Origin of the sequence: Crenothrix sp. (assembly GCF_043729335.1) — a bacterium.
Classification (GTDB): Bacteria; Pseudomonadota; Gammaproteobacteria; order Methylococcales; family Methylomonadaceae; genus Crenothrix.
In genome coordinates, this window is sequence record NZ_JAYTLQ010000057.1 from 58372 (window position 1) to 73594 (window position 15223).

The 15223-nt window shown below is 45.5% G+C and carries 10 protein-coding genes; 2 read left to right on the forward strand and 8 right to left on the reverse strand.

Features of this window, described 5'->3' with window-relative positions:
- Nucleotides 1–374 precede the first annotated feature (374 nt).
- Complete coding sequence (locus tag ACHZC4_RS13710; protein ID WP_394754421.1) at nt 375–2618, reverse strand: CHASE2 domain-containing protein; 2244 nt, start codon at nt 2616–2618, stop codon at nt 375–377.
- 725 nt (nt 2619–3343) lie between these two features.
- Here ACHZC4_RS13710 and ACHZC4_RS13715 point away from each other — a divergent pair.
- Nucleotides 3344–3997, forward strand: a complete 654-nt coding sequence (locus ACHZC4_RS13715; RefSeq protein WP_394754422.1) for a pentapeptide repeat-containing protein — start codon at nt 3344–3346, stop codon at nt 3995–3997.
- A gap of 20 nt (nt 3998–4017) precedes the next feature.
- On the opposite strand, the gene ACHZC4_RS13720 is transcribed toward ACHZC4_RS13715, so the two are convergent.
- From ACHZC4_RS13720 to ACHZC4_RS13750, 7 genes are all read right to left on the reverse strand, one after another.
- Nucleotides 4018–5979 (reverse strand): acetoacetate--CoA ligase, encoded by a 1962-nt coding sequence (locus ACHZC4_RS13720; protein WP_394754423.1) that lies wholly within the window; start codon nt 5977–5979, stop codon nt 4018–4020.
- Nucleotides 5980–6027: 48 nt separating this feature from the next.
- The gene (locus ACHZC4_RS13725; protein WP_394754424.1) at nt 6028–6519 is read right to left on the reverse strand and encodes a macro domain-containing protein; all 492 of its coding nucleotides are present in this window, start codon (nt 6517–6519) and stop codon (nt 6028–6030) included.
- Nucleotides 6520–6690: 171 nt separating this feature from the next.
- On the reverse strand, nt 6691–9591 hold the full coding sequence (gene gcvP / locus ACHZC4_RS13730) for an aminomethyl-transferring glycine dehydrogenase (protein WP_394754425.1): 2901 nt from the start codon (nt 9589–9591) through the stop codon (nt 6691–6693).
- Between the two features lie 5 nt (nt 9592–9596).
- Nucleotides 9597–10679: a glycine cleavage system aminomethyltransferase GcvT gene (gene gcvT / locus ACHZC4_RS13735; RefSeq protein WP_394754426.1), complete on the reverse strand. Its 1083-nt coding sequence runs from the start codon at nt 10677–10679 to the stop codon at nt 9597–9599.
- A 2-nt stretch (nt 10680–10681) separates the two neighbouring features.
- Complete coding sequence (locus ACHZC4_RS13740; protein WP_394754427.1) at nt 10682–11905, reverse strand: aminotransferase class I/II-fold pyridoxal phosphate-dependent enzyme; 1224 nt, start codon at nt 11903–11905, stop codon at nt 10682–10684.
- Nucleotides 11906–11931: 26 nt separating this feature from the next.
- On the reverse strand, nt 11932–12918 hold the full coding sequence (locus tag ACHZC4_RS13745) for an NAD-dependent epimerase/dehydratase family protein (RefSeq protein ID WP_394754428.1): 987 nt from the start codon (nt 12916–12918) through the stop codon (nt 11932–11934).
- Nucleotides 12919–13052: 134 nt separating this feature from the next.
- Entirely contained in the window at nt 13053–13955 is a 903-nt protein-coding gene (locus ACHZC4_RS13750; protein ID WP_394754429.1) for a hypothetical protein, read from the reverse strand.
- Nucleotides 13956–14328: 373 nt separating this feature from the next.
- On the opposite strand from ACHZC4_RS13750, the gene ACHZC4_RS13755 reads away from it, so the two are divergent.
- Nucleotides 14329–15222 (forward strand): phosphoribosylaminoimidazolesuccinocarboxamide synthase, encoded by an 894-nt coding sequence (locus tag ACHZC4_RS13755; protein ID WP_394754430.1) that lies wholly within the window; start codon nt 14329–14331, stop codon nt 15220–15222.
- Nucleotide 15223: the final 1 nt, after the last annotated feature.

Genomic DNA, 15223 nt, shown 5'->3' on the forward strand with positions numbered 1-15223 from the left:
CCGCACCAATACAGACTAACAACGCACCATTGTAGCGCAACCGGTAGCGCTGACTGAAGGTGTTGCAAAAACTCAGAGCCTCAATAAAAAATCTCAAAGTCGCCCGACCGAAAAAGAATTACTGGAATTGCCCAGACGGTGATAAGGCATCGAAAACCGAAGCCGTAGAAAAATACACAACAGCACAAACGCAGCGCGGGAGTTAGTAGGATTAGAAAAGCCTGAATCCAGCGAGGCTCTAATGTGCGGCAGGTCTTGGCGGTATTGCTTGAGACACACTTGGTGTGTCAGAGCTACAGGCATAAAAAAAGCCAACCGGTTAAAGTAGCTTTTTATTTATGAATCATCTCTTACACATTGACATTGATTTGTACCTATTGGACATCAAGGGTTAAATAACGCCAGGATTGCATAATCTGGTTTATTTCTATCACCGGTTTTTGCAAATTATTGTTTTGTGTTTGCAAGCGCGGCAAATATTTTTGCAGATATTGGACATAAAAAAGTGTTGGGCCGTCGTTTGGATAATATTTATTGAGGTTGATAAAAGCCTTTTGTGCTTTGCTCCATTCGTGATCTTGAAATAACTGTAACGCTTTTGTAAAGGCATGCAGCAAGGGTGCTAGCTTTGGGTCGTTGTGATTATTTTTGCCGAGTAGTTCAAAGATGGTAATCGGTTGCGTTTTGCCTTTGAGCAGGAATTGGCCAATTTCGCGGCTCATAAAATCATGTAAACCATCAATTACGCTGCCAGACACCAAAATATGAGTGCCCAATACTTTATTTAAATCTTCAATACGCGTTGCCGTGTTGACGATATCCCCAATAGCCCGATATTCGTAATGGTCACCGGTACCGACATTTCCAAGGCGCATTTCACCGTAGTGCAGCCCTAATCGTGTGGGTAATTGATGAAGCGGGGATTGGTTAAAATGCTGTATTGCCGTGATAACTTTTAGTGCCGCATGACAGGCATCAATTCTAAGCTGGGTATCAGCAACAGGTTTTGCCCATAGTGCAAGCATGGCATCGCCAATAACATCGGAAATTAAACCGTTATAAGCCTTTACAGCAGGAAACATGGCGCTGTAATACTTATTCATCAATACGTTTAAGGCCATCGGATTCATGCTTTCAGACAACGTGGCATATTGCCCGGCATCTGTCGCCATGCAAACGCCTTGCATTAATTCGCCGTAGCTGTCCATGGCATCGGGATATTGTGTGTTTTTAATGAATACATTTCTGGGCAGGTAACGTGCAGAGACTCGATGTACTGTTCTTAAATGCCATACTGACTGAAAAAGACAAATAAAGCTGGTCTGCAAAATAAAGGTTAAAAGAGGTAGCCATAGATAATCGCTTACAAATAGATAATACGCCACAGTCAGATATATCAAGCTCAAGGTAATAATCAAGATGATGGCAATTTTGTAGGGGTAGATACGAAAAATACCAATCAGCAGGCTGCCCCACGCCATTAACACGAAAAATTGATTATAGGCCGTTAATGGTTTTATCCATGATCCGTCAAGCAGATTAGCGGTAGCGGTCGCTGCAATTTCAACCGGGCTGGTGTTACCTTCGCCATTTCCCGAGAAAACCGTATAAAAACTCTGGTTTTTTTCAGGCTCTATATTTTTAGCATAACCGACCAAGACAATCTTATTTTTCAATAGCTTGGCATCCAATAACTTGGCTGACAATACGCGATGTAGCGGAATAGTAGTGATTGCGTTCGCACTGCCGTAATAATTTAAATATAGACTGTGATCGCTGTTTATTAAAGAACGCCAGGATTGAAATAAACGTTTTTGTTGGGGCGTGTAAGCAGGCGACCGGATGATATTGTCCAATTGTTTTAAAGATGTGCCGTTTTGAGTTAATACCGATTGAATTTCCTGAAAGGTTTCCAAAGGCTTTTGGAGTTGATCAAAACTTGCGGGTAGTTTGTTATATAGCGTCGGATTCAGCTTTTGCATTAACTGTAAAAGGTTGCTGTAATTTGTTTTTAGCAAGTAACACTGAAAAACCGCCGTGGGCATTGTCGGTATACCGCCGACACTGTTTTTTTGTAGCCAAAACTGCTTAACGGTAGACAATGTTTTAGGGATAGGAAACGGAGCGCTGGCGATGGCCGCTTTTTCTAATACCGAAGTAGGTTGAATAATGCGCTCATAAATAAGCTCATTTAAGACAGGAGCCGCACGCACGGAAAATTGTTTGATATAGCTGGTAAGCAGAACATTTGTGTGTGTGGCTAACGCCAAGGCAAATGCGTTGTCATCTTTTGTGGCGTGTTGCTCAGAAAAATGGATATTAAAAGCAATCAGTGACGGATGGTATTGATTCAGTTTATTGAGTAAGTGTGCGTATTGGCTGCGCGGCCATTTTTCGGGATCTTCATCAAGCTTCAACACTTCTGTAGACGCTTTATCAATCGTTATGATAACAACCTGTTCAGGCGCTTTTAGTGGCCCTCTTAGCTGAAAAACAGACGCAAGCCCCCAATCCTCCTCTAAGGTCAAGAAGGAATCTGTCTGGCTTAAAATGGCTGCTAAAATGGCTACTATTAAAAGCGATAAACAGTTTTTAGATAACTTAAATAAAGATTTCATTAACAATCATATGCTAACTTTTATGCCATCCGAATAGGCTCTTTAGAATAAATTACTACGCCGCCAGGATGCGTCGTGGTTATGTTGCTGATAGCCTGCACATTATATAATTCTTATCGATGCCTTCCAATAGCGCTACCTTTGACTGCCCGTAATGTCTTTAGGGCTTGGGCAAAAGCTGATCAGCTTGCTTGTTCACTATGAACAGCTTTGTGACGCTTGGATATAGCCTTACTTCTTAAATGAGTAGCTACACATGTGCATAGCACAGTTAGATACCTGTAGGCGCGAATTCATTCGCATTTTATCCACGGAGCGGTGTGGATAAATCCGCAACACATACCAAAAGCTTGATCAAGCTACAGCGTTTTCAGTATTGATTAGTTATATTCGAGGGAATACAAACCTAGGTTTGTACTCCACTACTAATAATTAATGTTATTCACCTGATATGAAAACGCTGTATGTCATGCAAGATAGTAATTATTGCTGGTACGTTACTTTAGACTTGATAGTGTCCCACTTTGTGGACAGCTGACCTAATAATATCTAAATTGAAACACGCCCACAAGTTGGCTACCTATTTAAGCTGAGGCAATTTTTACATGCGTAAAATGCCTAACGATACGGCGCATTATGCGTTGGATTCCTAAAATGACATCACCCCACACCCATAACATTAGACTTTGTCACACCAATCTTTCGAGTTTTTAGGCAGGATTTTTATGAAAATATTTTTTATCGCTTTATTATCGTTATCAACCATTACTAGCGCCTGGAGCGCGGCCGCTGTTGACCATAAAAAATTTATAGGTGATTTCCGTGGTAAAAGCTTTGTAGGACGTAAGGATTTAAGATACGCGTACTTTGAAGGCGATATATCCAGGGCCAATTTTACCGGCTGCGATCTAACCGGGGCGACCATTAAAGGCTTGGCTTTAAACACTAATTTTTACCGTGCTAACATGCGCGGCTTTCAATTTCAAAATGTCAATGCCGCAGGTTCCAATTTTGCACTGGCTAACTTGTCGCATGCGCTGGTATGGGGACGCTTTGCAGACGGCAATTTTAGAATGGCCGTATTGGATTTCGCTAATGCCCACGACTCTAATTTTGACCGTGCTATTTTTGATTATGCGTCACTTCACAAGTTTGCTGGCACAAGTGCATCATTTTTTAAAGCACGGCTTTACCGAGCCAACGTTATTGGCTCAGTACTGTATAACGTTAATATGGCCTTGTCCAACGTAACGGGCGCGGTGTTTATTGACAATGATTTACGCAAAACCAATCAGTACCATCTTAAATGGCCTACAACTACTTATTTTAAAAATAACAATATGGCAGGTCGTTTTTTTGAGTTAGCTAATCCGCAGTAACATTGCATACCACACAGCGCTTAGCCTCGACTTATGAATTTCTTAATGCGGCGATATTGCTCTAAAGATTCTGGATTGGACAGGGTGTGCTGGTTTTTTACCGGATACCCATGAATAATATTACGTACTGCCAGCTCCGCAATTTTGCCGCTTTTGGTGCGCGGAATATCGGTCACCTGTAGAATTTCTGCCGGAACATGATGAGGAGAAGCATTTTGTTTGATTTGTTGTTTAATTTTCATTTTCAGTTGATCTGATAATGCTATGCCTGTACGCAAAATGACAAATAAAATGATTCTGCTGTCTCCCTGAACTTCCTGTCCAATCACTAGGCTTTCCAAAACTTCCTCTACCTGCTCCACTTGCCGGTAAATTTCAGCCGTGCCAATTCTGATACCGCCAGGATTGAGCACGGCATCCGAACGCCCATAAATAATCATGCCACCGCTTTCGGTTAAGCTTACATAATCGCCGTGCCACCACACACCTGGAAATTTATCAAAATAAGCAGCATGGTACTGGCTCTGCTCGGGATCATTCCAAAAACCTACCGGCATGGACGGAAACGGCGCTTTACAAACCAGATCGCCTTTTTTGCCTTGCAAGGATTGCCCGCTGTCGTCATAGACATCGACATTCATTGCCAGACCACGGCACTGAATTTCTCCACGGCGCACTGGAAGGAGAGGACAACCCAGTACAAAACAGGAAATAATATCCGTGCCACCGGAAATAGACGACAAACACACATCTGTTTTGATGGACTGGTAGACATAATCAAACCCCTCTGGCATTAACGGCGAGCCGGTGGATAAAATGGTTTTAAGCGATGCCAGATTGTGGGTGTTTTTAGGCGTAATATCTGACTTTTTAAGTGCATCAATATACTTGGCAGAAACACCAAAGATATTGATTTGAAATTCATCAATCAAGTCAAATAACACGTCTGCCTTTGGGTAAAGCGGCGAGCCATCATAAAGCACCAGTTCCGCACCGGACGCTAAACCCGATACCAGCCAGTTCCACATCATCCAGCCGCAGGTGGTGTAATAAAATAGGCGATCACCGGGATGGATATCCACATGCAGCAAGTGTTCTTTCAGGTGCTGGATTAAGGTTCCCCCAACCCCATGCACAATACATTTTGGCGGCCCGGTTGTGCCGGAAGAATAAAGAATGAACAGCGGATCATCGAACGCCATCGGTACAAATTCAATCGGCTGGCTTTGTGAAAAATCAGCTAAATAATCTTGCCACAGCGTTACCTGGTTATTGGTTGGAATGGTGTGGTCTTTTAAATAAGGGATGAGCACCGTTTTTTGAACCGAAGGCAGTGCTTTAAGTAGAGCCTCAAGTTGATCCATTCGGTTAAAGATCTTGCCGTTAAAGCGGTAGCCATCGCAGATAAATAATACCTTGGGGGCTATTTGACTAAAACGATCGACAATACCAGAAACGCCAAAATCCGGTGAACAGCTGCTCCAGATAGCACCAAGGCTTGTGGTTGCCAGCATGGCAATAATGGTTTCGGGAAAGTTGGGCAAAACGCCAGCTATACGGTCGCCGGGCTTGACCCCGTCATTTTTTAGCGCCTGAGCGAGTTGTGAAACTTTGCCATATAAATCCTTATAGGATAGCTTTTGGGTGTCGCCATTTTCGTTACGAAAAGTGATGGCGACGCTGTTTTCATCCGGTTGACACAATAAATTTTGCGCATAATTAAGCCGTGCATCAGGAAACCATTTAGCGCCCGGCATTCTATTTTTGTGCGCTACAACAACGTCTCCTTTGTGCTCCGCCTTTATATCGGCAAATTGCCACAACAAATCCCAAAAAGCTGCCGGGTCTTCAATAGACCACTGATAAAGATCAGTATATCCGGTAATATCAATACCGTATGTTTCGCTTACCAGCCTCATAAAGCGGGTCATATTGGCGTTTTTCTGCCGCTGTATGGAAGGCTGCCAAAGCACTGGATTCACGTTATTTTCCTATTTTCCTGCTTAGGCTAAAGTGGACAGGGTGCATATTTAAACGATGGGTTCATCAGCAGCTTGGCCCGGCTGATAAGCAACGTACACATACACCGGAATATTAAGTACCGCTAAATTATTTTCAATGAGCGGTAACACATCATCCCAATCCAAATCACCAAATCCCGTTCCTATTTTTGGTAAGGCCACCGAGGTCAGTTTCTCAAAATTTATGATCTTCACTAGCGCAGTTAACGCGTGTTTAATGTTATTCAAAGTGGCTTTATTATAGTGATGATCGTTGCTTTCTATGTTTTCATGGGTGATTAAATTAACGATGCGGGTATTATTTTGCCCCACCCACATCCAGGCTTCACCGGGCTTGGTATTGTGTTGATGGCACCAGCGCTCAAAATCTTTGGGCAAGGCGGGGTATTTGTGACGTAATTCCAATGCCAAACCTTTATCCATAGCATCATTTAGTCCCACTCCATGAACAATTGTGTGCGCTTTGCTCAATAAAATGTCACCTTCGACTTTGTATATCACGTGCTTCTCCTTTTACATGGGGCATGCATTGCGCAACACAAGCCTGCTACACCACCACCTACCAGGGCTAGGTCATATTCTGGTGTGATCATTTTCTTCTCCTTATCGGCACAGATGGAAACTTATTGATGTGGCTAGCCCTATGAAATACGCACATTCATAAGGCAGATCTTATTGTTCATAACTCTCCAATGGCGGGCAAGTGCAGACCACATGCCGGTCACCATAAGCATTATCGATACGCCCTACCGATGGCCAATATTTATCATCATGCTGCGTGTTATCAGGGAAAAAAGCTTGCTGCCTGGAGTAGGGAAGCTGCCATTCTTCCAGCAATAACCTGTGGCTGTGCGGGGCATTGTGTAATACATTATTTTCCGGATCGGTGTTTTGGTTTTCTACCTCTCTGATTTCCTGCCGGATAGCAATTAAAGCATTACAAAAGCGGTCGATTTCAACTTTGCCTTCGCTTTCGGTGGGTTCGATCATGAGGGTATCGGCTACAGGAAAAGCCACGGTCGGTGCATGAAAGCCAAAATCGATCAGGCGTTTGGCAATGTCTTCGACCGTGATGCCGCAGGTTTTTTTAAATGCGCGGCAATCAATAATACATTCATGGGCGACCCAGCCGTTTTTTCCGGTGTATAAAATAGGGTAATGCGGGGCTAAGCGTTTGGCGATATAGTTGGCGTTCAATATCGCCGTTAGCGTGGCGCGTTTTAGGCCAGCTGCGCCCATCATCGCAATATAAGCCCAGGAGATGGTATAGATACTGGCAGAACCCCAGGGCGCTGCGGATACCGTACCGACAGTGCCGTGCTTGCCTTTAGCCGGATTGACCCCTTCCACCACGGGGTGGTCTGGTAGAAACGGCGCTAAATGAGCGCCTACCCCAATCGGGCCAACGCCGGGGCCGCCACCGCCATGAGGAATGCAGAAAGTTTTGTGCATATTAAGATGAGCCACATCCGCACCAATTTTTCCGGGTCGGCACAAACCCACCAAGGCATTAAAGTTGGCACCATCCAGATAGACCTGGCCTCCGTGTTGATGAATTAAAGTGCAGATTTCCCGGAATGCCTGTTCAAATACGCCGTGTGTGGACGGGTAAGTGATCATTAATGCCGCGAGGGTCTCGGTGTGTTCGGTCACTTTCGTTCGCAAATCATCCAGGCTAATATTGCCGTTTTCATCGCAAGCCACCACGACGACCTTAAGCCCAGCCATAACTGCGCTAGCAGGATTAGTACCGTGCGCAGAGGCGGGTATCAGGCAAATGTTGCGCTGTACCTGGTTGCTGACTTCATGGAATTTGCGGATGACCAACAGGCCAGTGTATTCACCCTGTGATCCTGCATTGGGTTGGAAGGAAAATGCGTCAAAACCGGTTAAATCACAGAGCATATCTTCCAGTTCGGCAAACATCTGCTGATAGCCATGGGTTTGGTATAACGGGGCAAAAGGGTGCAGGCCGTTAAATTCATGATAGGAAATAGACTGCATTTCCGTTGCCGCGTTGAGTTTCATGGTGCAAGAACCTAACGGTATCATCGAGCGATCCAGTGCAATATCGCGCCGGGCTAACCTACGCATATAACGCATCATTTCCGTTTCGGAGTGGTAGCGCTCAAAAACAGGATGCTGCAAAATATTATCATTGCGCAATAATGCATTGGGTATACATTCCTCCAGAACATCGTTTAATCGGTTAATGTCCGGAAGCTCTGCGGCGGGCATTGAAAAAACTTGCCACAGTGCCCTAATATTTTTCCGCGTTGTGGTTTCATCCAACGAAATACCGATATGATCGGCATCAATAATACGCAGATTAATACTGGCTTCTGCCGCCTGTGCCACAAGGCGTTTCGCACGGTTAGGAACCCGAACGACAACGGTATCGAAATAACACCGGCTAATAACCTCAATGCCAAGTTGAGAAAGTCCTGCCGCCAGAATTTGAGTATAACGGTGTACCCTGCCCGCTATCAGGCGCAGGCCTTGCGCCCCATGATAAATAGCATAGAAACCGGCGATGACGGCTAACAGAACCTGCGCTGTGCAAATATTGCTGGTGGCTTTGTCTCTGCGGATGTGCTGTTCGCGGGTTTGCAGTGCCATACGTAGGGCAACTTGGCCGTGGCGGTCTTTAGACACACCGATGATACGACCAGGTACGGAGCGTTTAAATTCATCTCTGGTTGCAAAATAAGCAGCATGCGGGCCACCGTATCCCATCGGTACGCCAAAGCGCTGGGCGCTGCCGACAACAATATCCGCCCCAAATACGGAAGGCGGTTTAAGCAGTACCAGACTCAGCAGATCGGCGGCAACCGTCAATAGTGCGGACTTTTCATGGGCAATGCTGGCAATTTGGCTAAGATCGTTGATTTCGCCTCTGGAGCCTGGATATTGCACAAGCACTGCAAAAAAATCATAGTGCTGCAATTCATCGTTATACAAATCGGCGAGAATGACTTCATAGCCCATGGAATGGGCTCTAGTTTTAACGACCGCAATCGTTTGCGGATGGCAATCCTGATCGACCACTATGGTATTGGTCGTGTTGTTGGACAGGCGCCTGGACATGGCCATAGCTTCGGCCGCAGCGGTGGCTTCATCAAGTAACGAAGCATTGGCAAGCGGCATGCCGGTCAAATCAATAATGACTTGCTGGTAGTTTAACAACGCTTCCAGCCGCCCTTGGCTGACTTCCGCCTGATAAGGCGTGTAAGCGGTATACCAGCCCGGATTTTCCAGGACATTACGCTTGATAACCGCAGGCATAATGGTGTCGTAATAGCCCATGCCGATCATTGAGGTAAAGACTTTATTGCGTTCGCGTGCTTTGTGTATATGTTTGATGACAGCACTTTCGCTAATGGTTTGGGTTAGTTTGAGTGCCTCATGGTTAATAATGTCATCCGGTAGGGCGGTTTTTATGATGTCTTCCAGATCAGTTAAGCCCAGTTCGGTGAGCATTGCTTGGGTTTGTTGGAGGTTGGGGCCAATATGACGATGCATAAATTGGCCGCGCATTTCCAATTGGTTCAAGCTAGGGCGAGAGTTTGGCATAATTATTATTTAAGGTAGCGATGGGGAATGAAGGGTAGCCGGGTAACGGTGACGGCAACCTGTTGTTCGCGTAGCTTTACCTCTAAGCGCGTATCTTCTATGGAATACTCCCGATCCAGAAGCGCCATTGCAATCGGTTTACCCAGGCTAGGTGAAAAGCTGCCGCTGGTGACATGGCCTATCACATCGTCATTTTTGTTATAGACCATACTGCCTTCCCGTACCGGTTGTTTGCTCTCAATAATGAGGCCAACCCTTATTTTTTCTGAGCCAAAGTGTAACTGCCGGAGAATGTTGTCAGCGCCAGGGAAATTGCGGTGGCCTTTCTTAACCAGCCAGTGTAAACCGGCTTCTACTGGAGTTACCGTTTCGTTGAGTTCATGTCCGTAAAGGCACAAACCCGCTTCCAGACGCAAAGTGTCGCGTGCGCCAAGGCCTATAGGGGCAACTTCGTTTTCAGAAAGCAATAGACGGGCTAATGTATCAGCATGGGCGGCGCTAACAGAAATTTCAAAGCCGTCTTCGCCGGTATAGCCGCTCCTGCTAACGGTGCACTTAATGCCAGCAAGTTCCGTTTCGAAGGCGTGCATAAATGATAAGTCGGCGGCGCGTGCCGATAATGTCCGCATAACGGCTACTGCCGAAGGCCCTTGCAAAGCAATTAGCGCCTGGTCTTTGAGTTCAATCAATTGGCAGCGGGAAGTTAAACAGCTGGCAATATAGCTAAAATCCTTATCTTTACAGGCACTGTTGACAATGATCATCAACCCGGAATTGAGACGAGTAATAATGATGTCGTCAATAATGCCGCCAGCGTTATTGGTGAGTACGGTATATTTTTGTTGACCGACGTTAAGCCCGGTAATATCGCTAGGGGTAAGCCGTTCAAGCTCATCGGCGGCCCCATCCCCTAAAATCAAACACTGACCCATGTGGGATATATCAAACAGTCCGGCATGGCTTCTACAGTGTAAGTGCTCGTGGATAATGCCCTTGGTATACTGAACAGGCAGCTGATAACCGGCAAACGTCACCATTTTGGCGCCAAGCTCAAGATGAAGCTGATAGAGGGGCGTTTGTTTTAACATTATTATCCCTTAAGCTCAGCCAAATGATGCAGTAAATACTGCAAATCTTTTTCGGTATGATCAGCTGAAACCTGTAATCTAATTTCCTGTTCGCCCTTGGGTACAACAGGATAGTTCAGGCCGGTCACTAGAATGTTCTGGGCAAATAAATGCTCAACCAAAGCCGATGTATTATCGGTATCTCTGATTAAAATAGGCACGATAGGATGTTCTCCTGGCAAGGTTTCATAGCCCAAGCGCTTAAGCCCGGCTCTTAAGAAGATACTTAAGCCGCGCAATTTTTGCAGGAGCTGTAAGCCTTCTGGGCTATCCAATATATTGAGTGCCGCCAACGATGCCGCAGCTTCGGCAGGGGTAATAGGATTTGAGTAAATATAAAACGGTGAGCTTTCACGCAAATAATCTATGACCACTGAGCTTGCGGCCACGTAGCCACCATTTACGCCAAGGGATTTGCCCAGCGTTGCAATCAAGATATCCGCCTTGCCGCCAGTGACTTCTTCCGTACCACGGCCATTTCCCCCAAGTGCCCCCACGCCATGGGAATCATCCACTATGCTGATAATGCCTTCCACATAATCATCATCATATTGCTTACAGATGGCATCAATCTTGTCGAGTTGGGCATGGTCGCCGCGCATACTGAAAATGCCGTCTGTTATTACACAAACCCTTTTACACAGACCTTTATTCGCTACAAGAATATGCTCCAGCGCACTAAGATCTGCATGGGCATAGACTTCTTTTTTAGCGGGATGCGATAGACGGATGGCATTGATGATACAGCTGTGGTTAAGTGCATCGCTAACGACCAGAGTATCTTCGGATATAAATTGCGGTAGCACGCCCATCATGGTGGCGTAGGCGGCACTGAACAGCATGGCAGATTCGCGTCCATGAAATTTGGCCAAGCGTTTTTCAAGGGCTGTATGCGGCTGGTAGGTTCCGCTGATAAACCTCACTGCACCGGGGCCGGCACCAAATTTATCAGCGGCTTCCGCTTCCACTTTTATGACTTGGGGGTGTCGTGATAATCCCAAATAAGAGTTTGAGTTCATGCGTAAGAAGGCTCTATCGCCGTAACCTTCAAGCAAATAGCGCACACCAAAGCTGTTTTGTGCAGCCTGAATGCCGATAGTCACTTTCTCTTTGCCTTTGCAGATGCCTTGTTTTTCTAAGGTGGTCAATTTGGCTTTGAAAATTTGCTCTACATTATGTAATGACATAAAAACTCCCTACATCCTAATGCCCATTAACTAAATGACTTAATAGGTACCTTGACGTTTATTTTTTGCTCATTAAGCGTGATGTGTTTTAGCATATCTGCAACGGTTGCCGCTAAATCATAGTGTGCCTGCCAACCCCATTCGGCGCGGGCAGCGCCATCATCCAAATGTCGTGGCCACGAGTCGGCAATGGCTTGGCGAATCGGGTCGATCTGGTAACTGATTGTAAAATCAGGTAGGTGTCTTTGTATTTCTGCCGCCAACTGCGCGGGGGTAAAACTCATGGCAGCCACATTAAAAGCATTTCGGTGTTTTAAGGTTGCAGCCTTGGTTTCCATAAGCTGGATAGCGGCAGCAATGGCATCAGGCATGTACATCATATCCAGCTGGGTATCTGCCCGCAGAAAACAGTCATAATGCCGATTTTTTACGGCAGCATAAAAAATATCAACGGCGTAATCAGTGGTGCCGCCGCCTGGTAAAGCGGTGCTGGAAATCAGTCCCGGATAACGCAAACCCCGCGTATCCACACCATAATGATGATAATAGTAATCACAAAGCAGCTCACCGGATACTTTAGTAATGCCGTACATGGATTTGGGCCGCTGGATGGCATCTTGGGGGGTGTTAAAATAAGGGGTTTCTGGGCCGAAAGCACCTATGGAACTTGGGAAAAACACCGCACAATGGTATGTTCTGGCCACTTCCAGGATATTAAGCAGACCGTTGACATTGATATCCCAGGCTTCTAGGGGCTTTGCTTCGGCTACCGCCGAAAGTAAAGAGGCCAGATGAAAAATCGTGTCGCATTGGGCGTCTGCAACAAGTTGTGCTAAAGCTGAAGCATCACGGACGTCCAAGGATAAACAAGTCTCGTGCTGGATAAATTTACCGTATGCGGGCTTATTATAAGAGGTGGGGACTACATTTTTAGCGCCATATTTATCACGCAATACTTGCGTTAACTCCACCCCGATTTGACCTGCCGCGCCCGTTATTAGAATTTTGTTCATCTACACATTTTTATTATTGGCTATCCATTAACGCGGGATACGCAGTAAGAATTATCCCGCTATCCTTCGACAAGCTCAGAGACGTAGTCAGCGCATGATAAGTGCCTACGACAACAAAAAGCGATGATTGTCCGTCAATGCACGGTGGTTAAATCACGCCGTTGTTCATCAAGGCCATCCCAAAATGTGGCCACGCCATCCAGCATTTCATTGCCATAATGGATAAAATCATTTTCATCCAATTTTTGGGTAAAATAAAGCTCCTCGAGCTCTTCTTGAGTGTGGGCAGCGTGTTGGGATTCCAATTGGTTGTGCCACGTAAAAAAACCCAATGGCAGATCGAGTGAATTTTTTTCATTAAAGCGTTTTAAGCCCCTAATTAACTGCCCCCAGAATCCGGCCGCAGCCCAATTCTCCACCGCATAACTGGCAGCTTGTGATACCAGATAATCGCTTCCTCCATACAGCCTTATTAGCTCGTTACAAAAAAACAGTGTGGCTGGGCTGCCGTGTTTAGGCTGGCCTATATCTGCAAACGACAGGTCGAGTTTTTGGGCAAGATAGTAAAGCCATTCAAAATGCCCTGCCCCAAAATGAAAAATACCGCCCTCTATGCTACCTTCTGTCGAACCCAGATTATCGCCGTCGTTTGTTGGTCCGTGCAATTTAAACCTCACGCCCAGTTCATTGGCCAGAATTTCTTTGGATGCCCGCATGCTTTCCAGCGTATTGGCATGAATCATTTTATTAAGTTGGGCAATTAAAAACTGATTGGAAAATACCGAAAACTGTACGATAAAAGCCTTGATCTGCATAAGGTCTATATTGCCTTGCTCAAACCAAGTTGTGTAAGGGTTAGCTGTAATAATGCGATGCCTTAATAATTCTTTATTGATCCGGCTTTGAAAGGCAAGAAATCGTTTGGCTTTATCTAAGGAATAGTCGCCCCGCCCTTCACTCAGTGCAATCAGTGACGGTTCTGTTAAGCCTTCAATATGATGTTTCTGGGCAAAACGGGTTAATAGCTGATTTTCCATGATATTTCTCCGATAAATGTATTTTATACATTCGACATAATTCTAATTAGATAAGTTTCAGGGCTTGCAGTATTTTATAAACTTTAGGCGATAACTAGCTTAATTTTCCAGCCCTTTTTAAAATGCAAACGTTGATTTCCGATCAATTTACTTAAAAATATCCCGATGCTATGAGCAAGTAATTTACCGACAAACCGATTTTCCAATGCCAATCTGGCATGACGCATGTCGGCCAACGTAAAAATTATTTAAACAATCTCTTGGTGTTCGGCGTATTAAAATAGCGCAAAACTCGACAGGTTTAATCCATAAGCCATGAAAAAATAATGCTAAAATGCCGCATCTAAAATTTTTCAAAACCTAGTGAGGTACTATGGACGCTCCAGCAGCGCTTTATGAGTCATCCCTGTCTTCTTTAAAGCTTCGGGCGCGCGGAAAAGTGCGCGATATTTATGATATTGACGATCAGCACATGCTGATTGTGGCAACGGATCGACTGTCCGCATTTGATGTGATTTTACCCGACCCAATTCCGGGTAAAGGCCGTGTGTTAACCAGTGTGTCGAACTTCTGGTTTGCCAAAATGCGCCATGTCATGCCCAACCATATTGTTGATATCCCCTTGCAGCAGGTTGTGCCAAATGCAGCTGATCGTGCCCAGGTTGAAGGGCGGGCAATTGTAGTAAAATTACTGAAACCACTGCCTGTTGAAGCCATAGTCCGAGGCTATTTAATTGGTTCGGGCTGGAAGGATTACCAAAAAACCGGCGCGGTATGTGGCATTCAGTTACCCCAAGGCTTGCAGCAAGCACAGCAATTACCCGAGTCGATTTATACGCCGTCCACCAAAGCAGCGGTAGACCAGCACGATGAAAACGTGACTTTTGAAGCAACCGTGGCCTTAATTGGGCAAGATCTGGCTGAACAGTTACGTGATGCCAGCTTGCGCTTATACAAAGAAGCCGCCGCTTATGCCTTAGAGCGCGGTATTATTATTGCCGATACCAAGTTTGAATTTGGTACCGATAATAATGGCGTATTACACCTGATTGATGAAGTGCTGACTCCGGATTCTTCACGCTTTTGGCCGGCAGAAGAATACCGCGTCGGCATCAGTCCCCCAAGTTTTGATAAACAGTATGTGCGTGATTATCTGGAAACACTGGACTGGGATAAAAAAGCGCCAGGGCCATCTTTGCCTGTGGAAGTAGCGGAATATTGTGCCGCCAAATACCGCGAAGCTGAAACACGCTTAACGGGAGCTTGAT